Genomic DNA, 17,634 nt, shown 5'->3' on the forward strand with positions numbered 1-17,634 from the left:
GGATTAACCCTCCACACGCAGCAGGTAGTAGGCCTTGTTAATCATGCCGCGGTTTTCAGGAGTGTCCTGAACTTCGACGGTGTGATTAATGCGACGCAGGCCGAGGCCTTTGACGCAAGCCTTGTGATTGGCCAGACGGCCGTTCAGGCTCTTGATCAGGGTAACTTTGACAGTTGCCATGGTTAGAGAATCTCCTCGACGCTCTTGCCACGCTTGGCCGCTACCGACTCAGGGGACTGCATGTTCTTCAGGCCCTTGAAGGTTGCGTAGACCACGTTCACCGGATTGGTGGAGCCGTAGCACTTCGCCAGAACGTTCTGCACACCAGCAACTTCCAGGACAGCCCGCATGGCGCCGCCGGCGATGATGCCGGTACCTTCGGAAGCCGGCTGCATGTACACCTTGGAGGCGCCATGGGCGGACTTGGTCGGGTACTGCAGGGTGGTGCCGTTCAGATCAACCTGGATCATGTTGCGGCGAGCAGCTTCCATTGCCTTCTGGATAGCGGCCGGCACTTCACGCGCCTTGCCACGACCGAAGCCAACACGGCCCTTGCCATCGCCAACCACGGTCAGCGCGGTGAAGGCGAAGATACGGCCACCTTTTACGGTTTTGGCGACGCGGTTCACTTGAACCAGCTTCTCGATGTAGCCTTCGTCGCGCTTTTGATCGTTGTTTGCCATAACTTAGAACTCCAGACCGCCTTCACGAGCGGCATCAGCCAGGGCCTTGATACGACCGTGGTACTTGAAGCCAGAACGGTCGAACGCCACCTGAGTGACGCCGGCAGCCTTGGCGCGTTCCGCGACCAGTTGACCAACTTTCTTGGCTGCGTCGACGTTGCCAGTGGCAGCTTCGCGCAGTTCTTTGTCCAGGGTCGAGGCGCTGGCCAGGACCTTGCCGCCGTCGGCTGCAATGACCTGGGCGTAGATGTGCTGGGAGGAGCGGTACACGCAGAGGCGTACGGCTTCCAGTTCGCGCATCTTCAGGCGAGCCTTGCGAGCGCGGCGCAGACGGGTTTCTTTCTTGACGCTCATTTGCTATGCCCTACTTCTTCTTGGCTTCTTTACGAAGGACGACTTCGTCGGCGTAACGCACGCCCTTGCCTTTGTACGGCTCCGGCGGACGGAAGTCGCGGATTTCCGCGGCAACCTGGCCAACCAGCTGCTTGTCGATACCCTTGATCAGGATGTCGGTCTGGCTGGGGGTTTCCGCGACGATGCCGGCAGGCAGTTCGTAATCAACCGGGTGGGAGAAGCCGAGAGCCAGGGACAGCACTTGGCCTTTGGCCTGCGCTTTGTAACCAACACCAACCAGCTGGAGCTTGCGCTCGAAGCCCTGGCTGACGCCGATTACCATGTTGTTGACCAGAGCGCGGGTGGTACCGGCCATGGCACGGGTCTGCTGGTCGCCGTTACGCGCAGCGAAACGCAGCTCACCGTTGTCCTGAATGACTTCGACGGACGGATGTACTTTCAGCTCGAGAGCGCCTTTGGCACCCTTGATCGAAAGTTCCTGACCAGCCAGCTTGATTTCAACGCCGGCGGGCAGAATGACGGGGTTCTTAGCAACGCGAGACATGCTGTTTCCCCTTAGAACACAGTGCAGAGCACTTCGCCACCGACGCCAGCGGCACGGGCAGCACGGTCAGTCATCACACCTTTGTTGGTGGAGACGATCGAAACGCCCAGGCCGCCGCGAACTTTCGGCAGCTGGTCTACGGATTTGTACTGGCGCAGGCCAGGACGGCTGATTCGCTTCACTTCCTCGATGACAGGCTTGCCTTCGAAGTACTTCAGCTCGATCGACAGCAGAGGCTTGGCCTCGGCGGTGACTTGGAAATCCGCAATATAGCCTTCGTCCTTGAGGACTTTGGCGACTGCCGCTTTCAGCTTGGAAGACGGCATGCTCACGACGGTCTTCTCAGCCATCTGGGCATTACGGATGCGAGTTAGCATGTCTGCTAACGGGTCCTGCATACTCATGGGCTTAATGCTCCTGATACAAAAGATAAGCCTTCAACTTCATAACTCGCCCTCAAAACGCCAGGCGAGATAAAACCCGGGCTCGGGGGAGCCGGGTATTCTAGAGATCGCTCAAAAACGAATCAAGCCCCACAAGGGGGCTTGCTTCGCAAAGCGATCAACGGAGCCGTTACCGACTCCGCTTATCACTTACCAGCTGGCTTTCACCAGGCCCGGTACGTCACCGCGCATAGCCGCTTCACGCAGCTTGTTACGGCTCAGGCCGAACTTGCGGTAGTAACCGTGCGGACGACCGGTCAGACGGCAACGGTTACGCAGGCGGCTGGCGCTCGCGTCACGCGGTTGCTTCTGCAGGGCGACCTGGGCGTTCCAACGATCTTCCGCAGTGGTGCTCGGATTAACGATGATCGCTTTCAGCTCGGCACGCTTTTTGGCGTACTTGGCTACCGTGCGCTGACGCTTCAGCTCACGGTTCTTCATGCTCTCTTTAGCCATGGTCCTACTCCAATCAGTTGCGGAACGGGAATTTGAAGGCGCGCAGCAGCGCACGACCTTCATCATCCGAACGCGCGGTAGTGGTCAGAGTGATATCCATACCGCGGAGGGCATCGATCTTGTCGTAATCGATTTCCGGGAAGATGATCTGCTCTTTGACGCCCATGCTGTAGTTGCCACGGCCGTCGAAGGACTTGGCATTCAGACCGCGGAAGTCACGAACGCGCGGCAGGGAGATCGACAGCAGACGGTCCAGGAACTCGTACATGCGATCGCCACGCAGGGTGACTTTAACGCCGATCGGCCAGCCTTCACGAATCTTGAAACCAGCGATGGACTTACGAGCGTAAGTCACGACCGGCTTCTGACCCGCGATCTTTTCCAGATCAGCTACGGCGCTCTCGATGACTTTTTTGTCGCCGACAGCTTCGCCAAGACCCATGTTCAGGGTGATTTTGGTAACGCGCGGAACTTCCATCACGTTCGCCAGCTGAAGCTCTTGCTTCAGCTTGGGAGCGATTTCCTTCCGATAAATTTCTTTCAATCGTGCCATGGTGATCTACCTAGCTCCCTCAAGCCTGAACCGGTTTCTGGGTCGACTTGAAGACACGAATCTTCTTACCGTCTTCGACTTTGAAACCAACGCGGTCAGCCTTGTTGGTTTCAGCGTTGAAGATGGCGACGTTGGAGACGTGCAGAGGCGCCTCCTTCTCGACGATCCCGCCTTGCTGGTTGAGCATGGGGTTGGGCTTGGTGTGGCGCTTGACCAGGTTCACACCGCCAACAACCAGACGGTCGTCAGCCAGAACCTTGATCACTTTGCCACGCTTGCCCTTGTCCTTGCCGGCAATGACGATGACTTCGTCGTCACGACGAATTTTTTGCATGACGGCTACTCCTTACAGCACTTCAGGGGCAAGGGAGACGATCTTCATGAACTTCTCAGTACGAAGTTCACGAGTCACCGGCCCGAAGATACGGGTGCCGATCGGCTCCTGCTTGTTGTTCAGCAGGACGGCGGCGTTGCCGTCGAAGCGAATGATGGAACCGTCGGTACGACGTACGCCGTGCTTGGTGCGAACGACCACGGCAGTCATTACCTGGCCCTTCTTCACCTTGCCACGCGGAATTGCTTCCTTGACGGTGACCTTGATGATGTCGCCAATGCCGGCGTAACGGCGGTGGGAACCGCCGAGCACCTTGATGCACATTACGCGACGCGCGCCGCTGTTATCAGCGACTTCGAGCATGGATTGAGTCTGAATCATCTTCTATCTCCGACCCTTAGACTTCAACCGCGCGCTCAACGACATCAACCAGGGTCCAGGCCTTGGTCTTGGCCAGCGGACGAGTCTCGCGAATGGTGACCAGGTCACCAATGCGGCACTGATTGGTTTCGTCGTGTGCGTGCAGTTTGGTCGAACGCTTCACGTATTTGCCGTAGATCGGGTGCTTAACGCGGCGCTCGATCAGAACGGTGACGGTCTTGTCCATCTTGTCGCTGACGACGCGGCCAGTCAGCGTACGGACGGTTTTCTGAGCTTCAGCCATGATTACTTACCTGCTTGCTGGTTGAGCACAGTTTTCACGCGAGCGATGTCGCGCTTAACCTGCGAGAGCAGGTGAGACTGCCCCAACTGGCCAGTTGCTTTCTGCATGCGCAGATTGAACTGGTCGCGCAGCAGGCCGAGCAGTTGCTCGTTCAGCTGCTCAACGGATTTTTCACGAAGTTCATTCGCTTTCATCACATCACCGTCCGCTTAACAAAGGAGGTGGCGAGCGGCAGCTTTGCAGCAGCCAGGGCGAATGCCTCACGCGCCAGCTCTTCGGATACACCCTCGATCTCGTACAGGACCTTGCCCGGTTGAATCTGGGCTACCCAGTACTCGACGCCGCCTTTACCTTTACCCATACGTACTTCCAGGGGCTTCTTGGTAACAGGCTTGTCGGGGAATACGCGAATCCAGATCTTGCCGCCACGTTTAACGTGACGGGTCAGCGCACGACGTGCGGACTCGATCTGACGCGCGGTGAGACGGCCACGGCTGGTTGCCTTGAGGGCAAACTCGCCGAAGCTGACTTTAGAACCGCGATGAGCCAGGCCACGGTTGTGACCGGTCATTTGCTTGCGGAACTTCGTACGCTTGGGTTGCAGCATTTGCGTACTCCTTACTTAGCAGCTTTTTTACGAGGAGCGGGCGCTTGGGGCTTCAGCTCTTCCTGGCGGCCACCAATGACCTCGCCTTTGAAGATCCAAACCTTCACACCGATCACACCGTAGGTGGTGTGCGCTTCGTAGGTTGCGTAGTCGATGTCGGCACGCAGGGTGTGCAGGGGCACACGACCTTCGCGATACCACTCGGTACGAGCGATTTCAGCGCCGCCCAGACGACCGCTTACCTGGATCTTGATGCCTTTGGCACCAATGCGCATGGCGTTCTGTACAGCGCGCTTCATGGCGCGACGGAACATAACGCGACGCTCCAGCTGCTGAGCTACGCTTTGCGCAACCAGCATACCGTCGAGTTCCGGCTTGCGGATCTCTTCGATGTTGATGTGCACCGGCACACCCATTTGCTTGGTCAGGTCCTGACGCAGCTTCTCAACATCTTCACCTTTCTTGCCGATCACGATGCCGGGACGAGCGGTGTGGATGGTGATACGTGCAGTCTGAGCCGGACGATGGATATCGATACGGCTTACGGACGCGCTTTTTAGTTTGTCTTGGAGATACTCACGTACCTTCAGGTCGGCGAACAGATAATCGGCGTAAGTGCGCTTATCTGCGTACCAAACGGAGGTGTGCTCCTTGACGATACCCAGGCGGATGCCATTGGGATGTACTTTCTGACCCATCTGATCGACTCCGTTACTTGTCCGCAACCTTGACAGTGATATGGCAAGACCGCTTGACGATGCGATCAGCACGGCCTTTGGCACGCGGCATGATGCGCTTGAGCGAACGACCTTCGTTGACGAAGACGGTGGAGACTTTGAGATCGTCTACATCGGCGCCTTCGTTGTGCTCGGCGTTGGCAACGGCCGACTCCAGCACTTTCTTCATGATCTCGGCGGCTTTCTTGTTGCTGAAAGCCAGGAGGTTGAGCGCATCGCCCACCTTCTTCCCGCGGATCTGGTCGGCGACCAAGCGGGCTTTCTGGGCGGAGATACGAGCGCCCGAGAGCTTAGCGGCTACTTCCATCTTCCTTACCCCTTAACGCTTGGCTTTCTTGTCCGCAGCGTGCCCACGATAAGTGCGGGTAGCAGCGAACTCGCCGAGTTTGTGACCGACCATGTCTTCGTTGACCAGGACCGGCACGTGTTGACGGCCGTTGTGGACAGCGATGGTCAGACCAACCATGTGCGGCAGAATCATCGAACGGCGCGACCAGGTCTTGATCGGCTTGCGGTCGTTCTTTTCCACCGCCACTTCGATCTTCTTCAGCAGGTGAAGATCGATAAAAGGACCTTTTTTCAGAGAACGTGGCACTGTCGTATCCCTCTATTTACTTGCGGCGACGGACGATCATGTTGTCGGTACGCTTGTTCGCGCGAGTCTTCTTACCCTTGGTCTGAAGACCCCACGGCGATACCGGATGACGACCAGCAGAGGTACGACCTTCACCACCACCATGCGGGTGGTCGACCGGGTTCATGGCAACACCACGAACGGTCGGGCGAACGCCACGCCAGCGTTTGGCACCGGCTTTACCCAGCGAACGCAGGCTGTGCTCGGAGTTCGAGACTTCGCCCAGGGTCGCACGGCAGTCAGCCAGGACTTTACGCATCTCACCGGAACGCAGACGTACGGTTACGTATGCACCTTCACGGGCAACCAGCTGAGCCGAAGCGCCAGCGGAGCGAGCGATCTGAGCGCCTTTGCCAGGCTTCAGTTCGATACCGTGGATGGTGCTACCAACCGGGATGTTGCGCAGCGGCATGTTGTTGCCGGCCTTGATCGGAGCGCCGATACCGGAGATCAGTTGATCGCCAGCCACCACGCCTTTGGGGGCGATGATGTAACGACGCTCGCCGTCCGCGTATTTCAGCAGAGCGATGTGAGCAGTACGGTTCGGATCGTATTCGACGCGCTCAACGATGGCAGGGATGCCATCCTTGTTGCGACGGAAGTCGACCAGACGATAGTGCTGCTTGTGGCCACCACCGATATGACGGGTGGTGATACGACCGTTGTTGTTACGGCCGCCCGACTTGGACTTCTTCTCGAGCAGGGGAGCGAACGGAGCACCTTTGTGCAGGTCCTGGTTCACTACCTTGACGACGAAACGACGACCAGCGGAAGTCGGTTTGCATTTAACGATTGCCATGATGCACCCCTTTACTCAGCGCCAGCTGCGAAATCGAGATCCTGGCCCGGCTGGAGAGCGATGTACGCTTTTTTCCAGTCGTTACGCTTGCCCAGGCCGCGAACGGTACGTTTGGTCTTGCCCTGAACGTTCAGGGTGGTGACGCGACGTACTTTCACGCCGAACAGGCTTTCTACGGCCTTCTTGATTTCCAGCTTGGTTGCATCAGTGGCAACCTTGAAAACGAATTGGCTGTTGCCGTCCGCCAGGCCAGTGGCCTTCTCGGAGATATGCGGGCCCAGCAGCACTTTGAATACGCGTTCCTGGTTCATGCCAGCAGCTCCTCGAACTTCTTCACGGCGGACACGGTGACCAGCACCTTGTCGTAGGCGATGAGGCTGACCGGATCGGAAGCCTGGACGTCACGCACATCGACGTGGGCCAGGTTGCGAGCTGCCAGGTACAGGTTCTCATCGACGCCTTCGGTGACGATCAGTACATCTTTCAGGCCCAGGCCTTCCAGCTTGCTGACCAGACCTTTGGTCTTCGGTGCATCGACAGCGAAGTCGGCAACGACAACCAGACGGTCCAGACGAACCAGCTCAGAGAGGATGGAGCGCAGAGCAGCGCGGTACATCTTCTTGTTGAGCTTCTGGGAGTGATCCTGGGGCTTGGCCGCGAAGGTCGCGCCGCCGCCACGCCAGATGGGGCTACGAATGGTGCCGGCACGAGCACGACCAGTGCCCTTCTGACGCCACGGCTTCTTGCCACCACCGGAGACTTCGGAACGAGTTTTCTGAGCCTTGGTGCCCTGACGGCCGCCAGCCATGTAGGCTACGACTGCCTGGTGAACCAGGGTCTCGTTGAATTCGCTACCAAAAGTACGCTCGGAAACTTCGATCGCCTGAGCGCCATTTACATTCAGTTGCATCTCAGCTTCCTCTCTTAACCGCGAGCCTTGGCTGCCGGACGCACCAGCACATCACCACCGGTAGCGCCGGGAACGGCACCTTTGACCAGCAGCAGATTGCGCTCTGCATCGACACGCACGACCTCAAGGGATTGAACGGTTACACGCTCAGCACCCATGTGGCCCGACATTTTTTTGCCCTTGAACACTCGACCAGGAGTCTGGCACTGGCCGATGGAACCCGGGACGCGGTGGGAAACGGAGTTACCGTGGGTGTTATCTTGACCACGGAAGTTCCAGCGCTTGATGGTACCGGCGAAGCCTTTACCCTTGGACTCGCCAGTAACGTCTACCAGCTGACCGGCCTGGAACAGGTCGACAGAAATGGAATCGCCTGCCTTGAACTCCTCTTCGCCCAGACGGAATTCCCACACGCCGCGACCGGCGGCGACATTCGCCTTGGCAAAGTGACCGGCTTGCGCCTTGGTCACGCGAGAAGCACGACGCTCGCCAGCAGTTACCTGCACAGCGCGATAGCCATCGCTTTCTTCGTTTTTGAACTGGGTGACGCGATTCGGCTCGACCTCAATGACCGTGACCGGAATAGAGACACCATCTTCGGTGAAGATGCGGGTCATGCCGCACTTACGACCGACAACACCAATTGTCATCTTTAGAACCTCTTTAGTGTACGGGGCTTTCACCCGCTATGGCCGCCCATTTCAGAGCGTTACACGACCAATGCCGAAGGCATTAGCCGAGGCTGATCTGTACTTCGACGCCAGCAGCAAGGTCGAGCTTCATCAGCGCGTCGACGGTTTTGTCGGTCGGCTGAACGATATCGAGAACACGCTTGTGGGTACGAATTTCGTACTGGTCACGAGCGTCCTTGTTGACGTGCGGGGAAATCAGCACGGTGTAACGTTCCTTGCGGGTCGGCAGAGGAATCGGACCACGCACCTGAGCGCCAGTACGTTTCGCGGTTTCCACGATTTCCTGGGTAGATTGGTCGATCAGGCGGTGATCAAAAGCCTTCAACCGAATACGGATTTGTTGATTTTGCATTTGACCTCAGACTCCAAGTTGCCATTCCCAACGGACGGACTCCGCCCGTTAAAAGGAGGCGCAATTGTACGGATGCGCCTGGAGGGTGTCAATATTTAACCAACTCAACGAAAAAGGGACCCCGAAGGGTCCCTTTTTCTGGAGCAGATCAGCGATTACTCGATGATCTTGGCAACCACGCCGGCGCCAACGGTACGGCCGCCTTCGCGAATCGCGAAGCGCAGACCATCTTCCATGGCGATCGGAGCGATCAGGGTGACAACCATTTTCACGTTGTCACCCGGCATTACCATTTCAACGCCTTCCGGCAGTTCGCAGTTGCCGGTTACGTCGGTGGTACGGAAGTAGAACTGCGGACGGTAGCCTTTGAAGAACGGGGTGTGACGACCACCTTCTTCTTTGGACAGCACGTACACTTCGCACTCGAACTTGGTGTGCGGCTTGATGGTGCCCGGCTTGGCCAGAACCTGGCCACGCTCTACGTCTTCACGCTTGGTGCCACGCAGCAGGACGCCAACGTTCTCACCAGCACGACCTTCGTCGAGCAGCTTGCGGAACATTTCAACGCCGGTGCAGGTAGTTTTGGTGGTCGCCTTGATACCGACGATTTCCACTTCTTCCTGGATCTTGACGATGCCACGCTCAACACGGCCAGTTACCACGGTGCCACGACCAGAGATCGAGAATACGTCCTCGATCGGCATCAGGAACGGCTTGTCGATGGCGCGCTCGGGCTCGGGGATGTACGAGTCCAGGGTTTCTACCAGCTTGCGCACGGCGGAAACGCCCATCTCGTTGTCGTCCTGGCCGTTCAGGGCCATCAGAGCGGAACCGATCACGATCGGAGTGTCGTCGCCCGGGAAGTCGTAGGTGTTCAGCAGATCGCGAACTTCCATTTCGACCAGTTCCAGCAACTCGGCGTCGTCAACCATGTCGGCCTTGTTCAGGAACACGACGATGTAAGGAACGCCTACCTGGCGGGACAGCAGGATGTGCTCGCGGGTCTGCGGCATGGGGCCGTCAGCAGCCGAGCAAACCAGGATCGCGCCGTCCATCTGGGCAGCACCGGTGATCATGTTCTTCACGTAGTCGGCGTGGCCCGGGCAGTCTACGTGAGCGTAGTGACGTACCGGCGAGTCGTATTCAACGTGAGAGGTGTTGATGGTGATACCACGAGCCTTCTCTTCCGGCGCGTTGTCGATCTGGTCGAAAGCGCGAGCGGAGCCACCCCAGGTCTCGGAGCAGACCTTGGTCAGAGCAGCGGTCAGAGTGGTTTTGCCGTGGTCAACGTGACCGATGGTGCCGACGTTGACGTGCGGTTTGTTACGTTCAAATTTTTCTTTAGCCACGAGAGTAACCTCTACTAAAAGAGCTGAATCAAGCTTGTTTTTTAGCCAGAGCTTCGACGACGTTCGCCGGAGCTTCAGCGTACTTGGAGAATTCCATGGAGTAGCTAGCGCGACCCTGGGACATGGAACGCACGTCGGTTGCGTAACCGAACATCTCGCCCAGCGGAACCTCGGCACGGATAACCTTACCGGAAACCGAGTCTTCCATCCCCTGAATCAGACCACGACGACGGTTCAGGTCACCCATCACGTCACCCATGTAGTCCTCAGGAGTCACCACTTCCACTTTCATGATCGGCTCCAGAACCTTGCCGCCGCCCTTCTGGGCCAGCTGCTTGGTCGCCATGGAAGCGGCGATCTTGAACGCCATCTCGTTGGAGTCGACGTCGTGGTAGGAACCATCGAAGACGGTCGCCTTCAGGCCGATCAGCGGATAACCGGCGACAACGCCGTTCTTCATCTGCTCTTCGATGCCTTTCTGGATGGCCGGGATGTATTCCTTCGGAACCACACCGCCCACGACCTCGTTGGTGAAGACCAGGCCTTCGGTGATGTTGCCCTTGTCGTCCACATCCGGAGTCGAGAAACGAATCCAGCAGTGACCGAACTGACCACGACCACCGGACTGACGAACGAACTTGCCTTCGATCTCGATGTTGTCCTTCGAGATGGTTTCGCGGTACGAAACCTGCGGCTTGCCGATGTTCGCCTCAACGCCGAATTCACGCTTCATGCGGTCGACGAGGATGTCCAGGTGCAGCTCACCCATACCGGAGATGATGGTCTGGCCGGTTTCTTCGTCGGTCTTCACGCGGAACGACGGGTCTTCCTGAGCCAGCTTGCCGAGGGCGATGCCCATCTTCTCCTGGTCAGCCTTGGTCTTCGGCTCAACAGCTACCGAGATTACCGGCTCCGGGAAGTCCATACGCTCGAGGATGATCGGCTTCTCGATGTCGCACAGGGTGTCACCAGTGGTGACGTCCTTCATGCCGATCAGAGCAGCGATGTCGCCAGCGCGTACTTCTTTGATCTCGTCACGCTGGTTGGCGTGCATCTGCACCATACGACCAACGCGCTCTTTCTTGCCTTTCACGGAGTTGATAACCGAGTTACCAGACTCCAGAACGCCCGAGTAGACGCGAACGAAGGTCAGAGTACCTACGAACGGGTCAGTGGCGATCTTGAATGCCAGAGCCGAGAACGGAGCATTGTCGTCAGCAGGACGATCGTCCTTCGGAGCTTCGTCGCCGTCGTCAATGTGATCCGGGTGGATACCCTGGATTGCAGGGATCTCGGTCGGAGCAGGCAGGAAGTCGATCACGGCGTCGAGAACCAGGGGCACGCCCTTGTTCTTGAACGACGAGCCGCAGACAGCCGGTACGATTTCGCAGGCGATAGTACGCAGACGCAGGCCAGCCTTGATCTCTTCGATCGACAGCTCACCCTCTTCCAGGTACTTGTTCATCAGCTCTTCGTTGGCTTCGGCAGCAGCCTCGACCATGTTGTTGCGCCACTCGGTGGCCAGCTCAACCATATCCGCAGGAATTTCTTCCTCGCGGTAGGAGGTGCCCTTGTCGTCTTCGTTCCAGTAGATGGCCTTCATCTTCAGCAGGTCAACCTGACCCTGGAAGTCATCTTCTGCACCGATAGCCAGCTGAACCGGGACCGGGGTGTGACCCAGACGATTCTTGATCTGGCCGACGACGCGCAGGAAGTTGGCGCCGGCGCGGTCCATCTTGTTCACGTAAACGATACGCGGAACACCGTATTTGTTGGCTTGACGCCATACGGTTTCGGACTGCGGCTCAACGCCGGAGGTGCCGCAGAACACAACGACAGCGCCGTCCAGTACGCGCAGGGAGCGCTCAACTTCAATGGTGAAGTCTACGTGGCCGGGGGTGTCGATGACGTTTACGCGGTACTTGTCGTACTGGCCGCGCGAACCTTCCCAGAAGGTCGTGATCGCAGCGGAGGTGATGGTGATACCACGCTCCTGCTCCTGCACCATCCAGTCGGTGGTAGCAGCGCCGTCGTGCACCTCACCCATCTTGTGGCTGAGACCTGTGTAGAACAGGATCCGCTCGGTAGTGGTGGTCTTGCCCGCGTCAACGTGGGCACAGATACCAATGTTCCGGTAGCGGTTGATTGCTGTGTTACGAGCCATAAAGCCCTCGCAGAAGTGTTGTTGCCGTAATTAGAAGCGGTAGTGCGAGAACGCTTTGTTGGCCTCAGCCATACGGTGCACGTCTTCGCGCTTCTTGACAGCAGCGCCTTTGCCTTCAGCGGCATCCAGCAGCTCGCCAGCGAGGCGCAGAGCCATGGACTTCTCGCCACGCTTGCGGGCGAAGTCCACCAGCCAGCGCATGGCCAGTGCATTACGACGGGACGGACGTACTTCGACCGGAACCTGGTAAGTAGCACCGCCGACACGGCGGGACTTCACTTCGACCAGCGGAGCGATGGCGTCGAGTGCTTTTTCGAAGATTTCCAGGGGGTCGCCTTTACCGCGCTCTTTGACCTTGTCCAGAGCACCGTAAACGATACGCTCGGCAACGGCTTTCTTGCCGCTTTCCATCACGTGGTTCATGAACTTCGCCAGAATCTGGCTTCCGTATTTCGGATCGGCCAGGATCTCACGTTTGGCCGCTACACGACGTCTTGGCATTGATAAGCCCTCAAACGGTCTTCAGGTAATCCGGGACTTGATGCCCGACCTTACTCTTATCGACTCAGCAAATAGGAAAACAAAATTACTTCGGACGCTTCGCGCCGTACTTCGAACGACCCTGCTTACGGTCTTTGACACCGGAGGTGTCCAGCGAACCGCGCACGGTGTGGTAGCGAACACCCGGAAGGTCCTTTACACGACCGCCACGGATCAGCACTACGCTGTGCTCTTGCAGGTTGTGACCTTCACCGCCGATGTACGAGGAAACCTCGAAACCGTTGGTCAGGCGAACACGGCACACTTTACGCAGTGCGGAGTTCGGCTTCTTCGGGGTGGTGGTGTATACGCGGGTGCATACGCCGCGACGCTGAGGGCAGTTCTGCAGGGCAGGAACGCCGCTCTTGTCGACCAGGCGCTTGCGCGGCTTGCGCACCAGCTGGTTGATAGTTGCCATCTATAGCTCCACTGATTGTCTTACGACACTTAAAAACGAAAATGAACAGAGCAAGCGCCCTGCCAATTTTCGGGGTACAAGATACTAAAGAGCTTACGGATTCCAGTCAAGACAAAGCCCCGGTTGTCAAGACAACCGGGGCTTCGTTTGAGGCTTAGTTACCGCTCAGATTGAGCGCTTCGGCCAATGCTGCTTCGGCCTCGCTCGCGCTCACACGCTGCGGTTTGCCGAGTTCACGCTGACGCTTGCGCTCGCTGTGGTAAGCCAGACCGGTACCTGCCGGGATCAGACGACCCACGACCACGTTTTCCTTCAGGCCGCGCAGGAAGTCGCGCTTGCCGGTGACCGCTGCCTCGGTGAGGACGCGAGTGGTCTCCTGGAAGGATGCCGCCGAGATGAACGACTCGGTGGACAGCGAGGCCTTGGTGATACCCAGCAGAACGCGCTCGTACTTGGCCGGGAACTTGTCCTGGGTACCCAGTACTTCGTTCTCTTCCAGCACGTGAACCAGTTCGACCTGGTCGCCCTTGATGAAGGACGAATCGCCCGACTCGGCCACTTCGACCTTGCGCAGCATCTGGCGCAGGATGGTCTCGATGTGCTTGTCGTTGATCTTCACGCCCTGCAGACGGTAAACGTCCTGGATCTCGTTGACGATGTACTTGGCCAGCGAGCTCACGCCCAGCAGACGGAGGATGTCGTGCGGGTTGCTCGGGCCGTCGGAGATCACTTCACCACGGCTTACCTGTTCACCTTCGAACACGTTCAGGTGACGCCACTTCGGAATCAGCTCCTCGTACGGATCGCTACCGTCGGTGGGAGTGATGACCAGGCGGCGCTTGCCCTTGGTTTCCTTGCCGAAGGAGATGGTGCCGCTGATTTCCGCCAGGATCGAAGGCTCTTTCGGACGACGAGCTTCGAACAGGTCGGCAACGCGCGGCAGACCACCGGTAATGTCGCGGGTCTTCGAGGTTTCCTGCGGGATACGCGCGATAACGTCACCGATACGCACTTTCGCGCCATCGTTGAGGTTGACCAGGGCGTTCGCCGGCAGGAAGTACTGGGCCGGTACGTCGGTACCCGGCAGCAGCAGATCCTTGCCAGCGGCGTCGATCAGCTTCACGGCCGGACGAATGTCCTTGCCGGCAGCCGGACGATCCTTCGGATCCATCACTTCAATGTTGGTCAGACCGGTCAGTTCGTCGGTCTGGCGCTTGATGGTGATGCCCTCTTCCATGCCCACGAAGGCCACGGTGCCGTCCATCTCGGTGACGATCGGGTGGGTGTGCGGGTCCCACTTGGCTACGATGGCGCCCGGGTCGACCTTGTCACCTTCCTTCACGGAAATCACCGCACCGTACGGCAGCTTGTAGCGCTCGCGCTCACGACCGAAGTCGTCGGCTACCGCCAGCTCGCCGGAACGGGAAACCGCTACCAGGGCGCCGTCGGCACGCTCTACGTGCTTCAGGTTGTGCAGGCGGATGGTGCCACCGTTCTTGACCTGTACGTTGTCCACGGCAGAAGTACGGCTGGCCGCACCACCGATGTGGAAGGTACGCATGGTCAGCTGGGTACCCGGCTCACCGATCGACTGGGCAGCGATAACGCCGACAGCCTCACCGATGTTCACGCGGTGACCACGGGCCAGATCGCGGCCGTAGCACATGGCGCAGATGCCGTGACGGGTTTCGCAGGTGATCGGCGAACGTACAACGACTTCGTCGACGCTCATCTGCTCGAGGAAATCGACCCACTTCTCGTCGATCAGGGTACCGGCTTCGACGATCACGTCGTCGCTGCCCGGCTTGAACACGTCGCGAGCAATTACGCGGCCGAGGACGCGCTCACCCAGCGGCTCTACCACGTCGCCGCCTTCGATGTGCGGGGACATGACCAGGCCATGCTCGGTACCGCAGTCGATCTCGGTGACGACCAGGTCCTGGGCCACGTCGACGAGACGACGGGTCAGGTAACCAGAGTTCGCGGTCTTCAGTGCGGTATCCGCCAGACCTTTACGAGCACCGTGAGTGGAGATGAAGTACTGGAGTACGTTCAGGCCTTCACGGAAGTTCGCGGTGATCGGGGTCTCAATGATGGAGCCGTCCGGCTTGGCCATCAGGCCACGCATACCGGCCAGCTGACGGATCTGGGCCGCGGAACCCCGCGCACCGGAGTCCGCCATCATGTACATGGAGTTGAAGGACTCCTGGTCGACCTGCTTGCCTTCGCGATCGGTCACCTTCTCTTTCGAGAGGTTGGCCATCATCGCCTTGGACACTTCGTCGTTGGCCTTGGACCAGAGGTCGATCACCTTGTTGTACTTCTCGCCCTGGGTTACCAGGCCGGAGGCGTACTGGCTCTCGATCTCCTTCACTTCCTCGGTGGCGGCATCGATGATGCGAGCCTTTTCGTCCGGGATGACGAAGTCGTTCACGCCAATCGACACACCAGAGATGGTCGAGTAGGCGAAGCCGGTGTACATCAGTTGGTCAGCGAAGATGACGGTATCCTTCAGACCTACCACGCGGTAGCAGTGGTTGATCAGCTTGGAGATCGCCTTCTTCTTCATCGACTGGTTGACCACGTCGAAGGGCAGGCCGGCCGGGACAACCTGGAACAGCAGCGCACGGCCGACAGTGGAGTCGACGATACGGGTGTTGGCGGTCAGGGAGCCGTCTTCGTTCTTGATCTTCTCGTTGATGCGCACTTTTACGCGGGCGTGCAGGGACACTTGGCCGCTGCGGTACGCGCGGTCAACTTCCTGCAGGTCTGCGAAAGCCATGCCCTCGCCCTTCGCGTTGATCGCTTCACGGGTCATGTAGTACAGACCCATTACCACGTCCTGCGACGGAACGATGATCGGCTCGCCGTTGGCGGGCGACAGAATGTTGTTGGTGGACATCATCAGCGCGCGTGCTTCCAGCTGAGCCTCGAGGGTCAGCGGAACGTGCACGGCCATCTGGTCACCGTCGAAGTCGGCGTTGTACGCGGCGCAGACCAGCGGGTGCAGCTGGATGGCTTTACCTTCGATCAGTACCGGCTCGAACGCCTGGATGCCCAGACGGTGCAGAGTCGGCGCACGGTTCAGCAGTACGGGGTGTTCGCGGATGACTTCAGCGAGAACGTCCCACACTTCCGGCAGCTCGCGCTCGACCATCTTCTTGGCGGCCTTGATGGTGGTGGCCATACCACGACCTTCCAGCTTGCCGAAGATGAACGGCTTGAACAGCTCTAGGGCCATTTTCTTCGGCAGACCGCACTGGTGCAGACGCAGGGTCGGGCCTACGGTAATTACCGAACGACCGGAGTAGTCCACGCGCTTGCCGAGCAGGTTCTGACGGAAGCGACCTTGCTTGCCCTTGATCATGTCGGCCAGGGACTTCAGCGGGCGCTTGTTCGAGCCAGTGATGGCACGGCCGCGACGACCGTTGTCCAGCAGGGCATCGACGGCTTCCTGCAGCATGCGCTTTTCGTTACGCACGATGATGTCCGGAGCTGCCAGGTCGAGCAGGCGCTTCAGACGGTTGTTACGGTTGATCACGCGGCGATACAGATCGTTCAGATCCGAGGTCGCGAAGCGGCCGCCATCCAGCGGAACCAGCGGACGCAGGTCCGGCGGCAGCACCGGCAGGACGGTCAGCACCATCCACTCGGGATGGTTGCCGGAGCCCTGGAAGGCTTCCATCAGCTTCAGGCGCTTGGACAGCTTCTTGATCTTGGTTTCCGAGTTGGTCTGCGGAATCTCTTCGCGCAGGCGGCCAATCTCGTGTTCCAGATCGATAGCGTTGAGCAGCTCGCGAACGGCTTCTGCACCCATGCGGGCGTCGAAGTCGTCACCGAACTCTTCGAGGGCTTCGAAGTACTGCTCGTCGTTCAGCAGCTGGCCCTTCTCCAGGGTGGTCATGCCCGGATCGATTACCACGTAGCTCTCGAAGTAGAGCACGCGCTCGATGTCACGCAGGGTCATGTCCAGCAGCAGGCCGATACGGGACGGCAGGGACTTCAGGAACCAGATGTGGGCGACCGGCGAGGCCAGCTCGATGTGGCCCATGCGCTCACGACGCACCTTGGCCAGCGCGACTTCCACGCCGCACTTCTCGCAGATCACACCGCGGTGTTTCAGGCGCTTGTACTTACCGCACAGGCACTCGTAGTCCTTCACCGGGCCGAAGATCTTGGCGCAGAACAGGCCATCGCGCTCCGGCTTGAAGGTACGGTAGTTGATGGTCTCCGGCTTCTTGACTTCACCGAAGGACCAGGAACGGATCATCTCGGGCGAGGCCAGACCAATACGGATGGCATCGAACTCTTCGATCTGACCCTGGTTTTTCAACAGATTAAGCAAGTCTTTCAAGGCCTTTCCTCCTCACGGACCCGGTGCGACCGGCCTTGACCAGCCGC

The 17,634-nt window shown here is 58.6% G+C and carries 25 protein-coding genes; all 25 read right to left on the reverse strand.

Going from position 1 to position 17,634, the window contains the following annotated elements; translation table 11 throughout:
- Nucleotides 1-3 precede the first annotated feature (3 nt).
- The 25 genes from rpmD to rpoC all read right to left on the reverse strand — a co-directional run bounded on the left by rpmD (nt 4) and on the right by rpoC (nt 17,587).
- Complete coding sequence (gene rpmD / locus ACNFH5_RS12745) at nt 4-180, reverse strand: 50S ribosomal protein L30 (protein ID WP_009617174.1); 177 nt, start codon at nt 178-180, stop codon at nt 4-6.
- 2 nt (nt 181-182) lie between these two features.
- Nucleotides 183-683 (reverse strand): 30S ribosomal protein S5, encoded by a 501-nt coding sequence (gene rpsE / locus ACNFH5_RS12750; RefSeq protein WP_009617173.1) that lies wholly within the window; start codon nt 681-683, stop codon nt 183-185.
- Between the two features lie 3 nt (nt 684-686).
- Complete coding sequence (gene rplR / locus ACNFH5_RS12755; protein WP_017521897.1) at nt 687-1,037, reverse strand: 50S ribosomal protein L18; 351 nt, start codon at nt 1,035-1,037, stop codon at nt 687-689.
- Between the two features lie 10 nt (nt 1,038-1,047).
- On the reverse strand, nt 1,048-1,581 hold the full coding sequence (gene rplF, locus ACNFH5_RS12760; protein ID WP_015475332.1) for a 50S ribosomal protein L6: 534 nt from the start codon (nt 1,579-1,581) through the stop codon (nt 1,048-1,050).
- Between the two features lie 11 nt (nt 1,582-1,592).
- Nucleotides 1,593-1,985 (reverse strand): 30S ribosomal protein S8, encoded by a 393-nt coding sequence (gene rpsH, locus ACNFH5_RS12765; protein ID WP_015475331.1) that lies wholly within the window; start codon nt 1,983-1,985, stop codon nt 1,593-1,595.
- A 189-nt stretch (nt 1,986-2,174) separates the two neighbouring features.
- Nucleotides 2,175-2,480, reverse strand: coding sequence for a 30S ribosomal protein S14 (gene rpsN / locus ACNFH5_RS12770; protein ID WP_024767384.1), 306 nt, complete (start codon nt 2,478-2,480; stop codon nt 2,175-2,177).
- 13 nt (nt 2,481-2,493) lie between these two features.
- Complete coding sequence (rplE, locus tag ACNFH5_RS12775; protein WP_017521899.1) at nt 2,494-3,033, reverse strand: 50S ribosomal protein L5; 540 nt, start codon at nt 3,031-3,033, stop codon at nt 2,494-2,496.
- Nucleotides 3,034-3,052: 19 nt separating this feature from the next.
- Nucleotides 3,053-3,367, reverse strand: a complete 315-nt coding sequence (gene rplX / locus ACNFH5_RS12780) for a 50S ribosomal protein L24 (protein WP_045215317.1) — start codon at nt 3,365-3,367, stop codon at nt 3,053-3,055.
- A gap of 12 nt (nt 3,368-3,379) precedes the next feature.
- Nucleotides 3,380-3,748 carry a 50S ribosomal protein L14 gene (gene rplN, locus ACNFH5_RS12785; protein WP_017521901.1) on the reverse strand — a complete coding sequence of 123 codons (369 nt, stop codon included), beginning with the start codon at nt 3,746-3,748 and terminating at the stop codon, nt 3,380-3,382.
- 16 nt (nt 3,749-3,764) lie between these two features.
- Nucleotides 3,765-4,031 carry a 30S ribosomal protein S17 gene (gene rpsQ, locus ACNFH5_RS12790; RefSeq protein ID WP_024767386.1) on the reverse strand — a complete coding sequence of 89 codons (267 nt, stop codon included), beginning with the start codon at nt 4,029-4,031 and terminating at the stop codon, nt 3,765-3,767.
- Nucleotides 4,032-4,033: 2 nt separating this feature from the next.
- The gene (gene rpmC, locus ACNFH5_RS12795; protein WP_003093720.1) at nt 4,034-4,225 is read right to left on the reverse strand and encodes a 50S ribosomal protein L29; all 192 of its coding nucleotides are present in this window, start codon (nt 4,223-4,225) and stop codon (nt 4,034-4,036) included.
- Nucleotides 4,225-4,638 (reverse strand): 50S ribosomal protein L16, encoded by a 414-nt coding sequence (gene rplP, locus ACNFH5_RS12800; protein ID WP_009617163.1) that lies wholly within the window; start codon nt 4,636-4,638, stop codon nt 4,225-4,227. The genes rpmC and rplP overlap by 1 nt, the downstream gene beginning before the upstream one ends.
- A gap of 11 nt (nt 4,639-4,649) precedes the next feature.
- Nucleotides 4,650-5,336, reverse strand: a complete 687-nt coding sequence (rpsC, locus tag ACNFH5_RS12805; RefSeq protein ID WP_024767387.1) for a 30S ribosomal protein S3 — start codon at nt 5,334-5,336, stop codon at nt 4,650-4,652.
- Nucleotides 5,337-5,349: 13 nt separating this feature from the next.
- The gene (gene rplV / locus ACNFH5_RS12810) at nt 5,350-5,682 is read right to left on the reverse strand and encodes a 50S ribosomal protein L22 (RefSeq protein WP_015475325.1); all 333 of its coding nucleotides are present in this window, start codon (nt 5,680-5,682) and stop codon (nt 5,350-5,352) included.
- 12 nt (nt 5,683-5,694) lie between these two features.
- Complete coding sequence (gene rpsS, locus ACNFH5_RS12815; protein ID WP_015475324.1) at nt 5,695-5,970, reverse strand: 30S ribosomal protein S19; 276 nt, start codon at nt 5,968-5,970, stop codon at nt 5,695-5,697.
- A gap of 16 nt (nt 5,971-5,986) precedes the next feature.
- A complete protein-coding gene (gene rplB, locus ACNFH5_RS12820) occupies nt 5,987-6,808 on the reverse strand; it encodes a 50S ribosomal protein L2 (RefSeq protein WP_024767388.1) in 822 nt (273 codons plus the stop codon).
- 11 nt (nt 6,809-6,819) lie between these two features.
- On the reverse strand, nt 6,820-7,119 hold the full coding sequence (gene rplW / locus ACNFH5_RS12825) for a 50S ribosomal protein L23 (protein ID WP_015475322.1): 300 nt from the start codon (nt 7,117-7,119) through the stop codon (nt 6,820-6,822).
- Nucleotides 7,116-7,718 (reverse strand): 50S ribosomal protein L4, encoded by a 603-nt coding sequence (gene rplD / locus ACNFH5_RS12830; RefSeq protein ID WP_017521904.1) that lies wholly within the window; start codon nt 7,716-7,718, stop codon nt 7,116-7,118. Before rplD ends, rplW begins: the two co-directional genes overlap by 4 nt.
- Before the next feature lie 14 nt (nt 7,719-7,732).
- A complete protein-coding gene (gene rplC / locus ACNFH5_RS12835; protein ID WP_024767389.1) occupies nt 7,733-8,368 on the reverse strand; it encodes a 50S ribosomal protein L3 in 636 nt (211 codons plus the stop codon).
- 82 nt (nt 8,369-8,450) lie between these two features.
- Entirely contained in the window at nt 8,451-8,762 is a 312-nt protein-coding gene (gene rpsJ, locus ACNFH5_RS12840) for a 30S ribosomal protein S10 (protein WP_003243886.1), read from the reverse strand.
- A 155-nt stretch (nt 8,763-8,917) separates the two neighbouring features.
- On the reverse strand, nt 8,918-10,111 hold the full coding sequence (gene tuf / locus ACNFH5_RS12845; protein ID WP_054910987.1) for an elongation factor Tu: 1,194 nt from the start codon (nt 10,109-10,111) through the stop codon (nt 8,918-8,920).
- A 28-nt stretch (nt 10,112-10,139) separates the two neighbouring features.
- Nucleotides 10,140-12,275, reverse strand: a complete 2,136-nt coding sequence (fusA, locus tag ACNFH5_RS12850; RefSeq protein ID WP_045217356.1) for an elongation factor G — start codon at nt 12,273-12,275, stop codon at nt 10,140-10,142.
- 30 nt (nt 12,276-12,305) lie between these two features.
- Nucleotides 12,306-12,776: a 30S ribosomal protein S7 gene (rpsG, locus tag ACNFH5_RS12855; RefSeq protein ID WP_024767125.1), complete on the reverse strand. Its 471-nt coding sequence runs from the start codon at nt 12,774-12,776 to the stop codon at nt 12,306-12,308.
- Between the two features lie 85 nt (nt 12,777-12,861).
- Nucleotides 12,862-13,233 carry a 30S ribosomal protein S12 gene (gene rpsL, locus ACNFH5_RS12860; RefSeq protein WP_015475317.1) on the reverse strand — a complete coding sequence of 124 codons (372 nt, stop codon included), beginning with the start codon at nt 13,231-13,233 and terminating at the stop codon, nt 12,862-12,864.
- A 154-nt stretch (nt 13,234-13,387) separates the two neighbouring features.
- Nucleotides 13,388-17,587: a DNA-directed RNA polymerase subunit beta' gene (gene rpoC, locus ACNFH5_RS12865; protein WP_045217354.1), complete on the reverse strand. Its 4,200-nt coding sequence runs from the start codon at nt 17,585-17,587 to the stop codon at nt 13,388-13,390.
- Between the last annotated feature and the right edge of the window lie 47 nt (nt 17,588-17,634).

Source organism: Pseudomonas sp. NY15435 (assembly GCF_048068295.1).
Taxonomy (GTDB): domain Bacteria; phylum Pseudomonadota; class Gammaproteobacteria; order Pseudomonadales; family Pseudomonadaceae; genus Pseudomonas.

What these genes read in the sequence shown, in the direction of transcription:
- rpmD (WP_009617174.1), bottom strand. Translation starts at nt 180, where the DNA reads ATGGCAACTGTCAAAGTTACCCTGATCAAGAGCCTGAACGGCCGTCTG.
- rpsE (WP_009617173.1), bottom strand. Translation starts at nt 683, where the DNA reads ATGGCAAACAACGATCAAAAGCGCGACGAAGGCTACATCGAGAAGCTG.
- rplR (WP_017521897.1), bottom strand. Translation starts at nt 1,037, where the DNA reads ATGAGCGTCAAGAAAGAAACCCGTCTGCGCCGCGCTCGCAAGGCTCGC.
- rplF (WP_015475332.1), bottom strand. Translation starts at nt 1,581, where the DNA reads ATGTCTCGCGTTGCTAAGAACCCCGTCATTCTGCCCGCCGGCGTTGAA.
- rpsH (WP_015475331.1), bottom strand. Translation starts at nt 1,985, where the DNA reads ATGAGTATGCAGGACCCGTTAGCAGACATGCTAACTCGCATCCGTAAT.
- rpsN (WP_024767384.1), bottom strand. Translation starts at nt 2,480, where the DNA reads ATGGCTAAAGAGAGCATGAAGAACCGTGAGCTGAAGCGTCAGCGCACG.
- rplE (WP_017521899.1), bottom strand. Translation starts at nt 3,033, where the DNA reads ATGGCACGATTGAAAGAAATTTATCGGAAGGAAATCGCTCCCAAGCTG.
- rplX (WP_045215317.1), bottom strand. Translation starts at nt 3,367, where the DNA reads ATGCAAAAAATTCGTCGTGACGACGAAGTCATCGTCATTGCCGGCAAG.
- rplN (WP_017521901.1), bottom strand. Translation starts at nt 3,748, where the DNA reads ATGATTCAGACTCAATCCATGCTCGAAGTCGCTGATAACAGCGGCGCG.
- rpsQ (WP_024767386.1), bottom strand. Translation starts at nt 4,031, where the DNA reads ATGGCTGAAGCTCAGAAAACCGTCCGTACGCTGACTGGCCGCGTCGTC.
- rpmC (WP_003093720.1), bottom strand. Translation starts at nt 4,225, where the DNA reads ATGAAAGCGAATGAACTTCGTGAAAAATCCGTTGAGCAGCTGAACGAG.
- rplP (WP_009617163.1), bottom strand. Translation starts at nt 4,638, where the DNA reads ATGCTGCAACCCAAGCGTACGAAGTTCCGCAAGCAAATGACCGGTCAC.
- rpsC (WP_024767387.1), bottom strand. Translation starts at nt 5,336, where the DNA reads ATGGGTCAGAAAGTACATCCCAATGGCATCCGCCTGGGTATCGTCAAG.
- rplV (WP_015475325.1), bottom strand. Translation starts at nt 5,682, where the DNA reads ATGGAAGTAGCCGCTAAGCTCTCGGGCGCTCGTATCTCCGCCCAGAAA.
- rplB (WP_024767388.1), bottom strand. Translation starts at nt 6,808, where the DNA reads ATGGCAATCGTTAAATGCAAACCGACTTCCGCTGGTCGTCGTTTCGTC.
- rplW (WP_015475322.1), bottom strand. Translation starts at nt 7,119, where the DNA reads ATGAACCAGGAACGCGTATTCAAAGTGCTGCTGGGCCCGCATATCTCC.
- rplD (WP_017521904.1), bottom strand. Translation starts at nt 7,718, where the DNA reads ATGCAACTGAATGTAAATGGCGCTCAGGCGATCGAAGTTTCCGAGCGT.
- rplC (WP_024767389.1), bottom strand. Translation starts at nt 8,368, where the DNA reads ATGACAATTGGTGTTGTCGGTCGTAAGTGCGGCATGACCCGCATCTTC.
- rpsJ (WP_003243886.1), bottom strand. Translation starts at nt 8,762, where the DNA reads ATGCAAAATCAACAAATCCGTATTCGGTTGAAGGCTTTTGATCACCGC.
- fusA (WP_045217356.1), bottom strand. Translation starts at nt 12,275, where the DNA reads ATGGCTCGTAACACAGCAATCAACCGCTACCGGAACATTGGTATCTGT.
- rpsG (WP_024767125.1), bottom strand. Translation starts at nt 12,776, where the DNA reads ATGCCAAGACGTCGTGTAGCGGCCAAACGTGAGATCCTGGCCGATCCG.
- rpsL (WP_015475317.1), bottom strand. Translation starts at nt 13,233, where the DNA reads ATGGCAACTATCAACCAGCTGGTGCGCAAGCCGCGCAAGCGCCTGGTC.